The sequence below is a fragment of the Poseidonibacter ostreae genome, from assembly GCF_009208075.1.
Taxonomy (GTDB): domain Bacteria; phylum Campylobacterota; class Campylobacteria; order Campylobacterales; family Arcobacteraceae; genus Poseidonibacter; species Poseidonibacter ostreae.
In genome coordinates this window covers 1-467 of sequence record NZ_WFKJ01000132.1, presented here as the reverse complement: position 1 = coordinate 467, position 467 = coordinate 1, and the positions used below count along the sequence as shown (strand labels likewise).

Below are 467 nucleotides of genomic sequence, written 5' to 3'. Positions count from 1 at the left end.
ACCATTTGAAACCATTGAGTTTTTATTCTTAATTAGAAAAAGTAAAAGTTCGTATTCTTTTGCAGTTAATAATACTTCGATGTTATCTTTTTTTACAATTTTCTTACTCATATCAATATTTATATCATTTATTAAAACTTCATTTTTACCATCAGATAAACTTCTTCTATATATCGCTTCAATTCTTGCTATTAATTCTTTATAGGAAAAAGGTTTAGATAAATAATCATCTGCTCCATAATTTAGTCCTAATACTTTATCGTCAATCTCTCTTTTTGCAGTTAACATTAATACAGGAATAGTAATATTTTTCTTTCTTAAAGATTTTAATATCTCTATTCCTTCTTTATTAGGTAGCATCCAATCAAGTATTATTAAATCATAATTATTCATACTCGCTAAATATTCACCTTCTTCTCCATCTTCTGAAGTTTCAATAGAATGCCCATCTTCAATTAACCCTCTTT

General features: G+C 25.5%; 1 protein-coding gene. It reads right to left on the bottom strand.

Going from position 1 to position 467, the window contains the following annotated elements:
• On the bottom strand, positions 1 to 456 hold a 456-nt coding region (locus tag GBG18_RS15115; RefSeq protein ID WP_373279308.1), incomplete at its 3' end, for a response regulator transcription factor.
• Positions 457 to 467 lie beyond the last annotated feature (11 nt).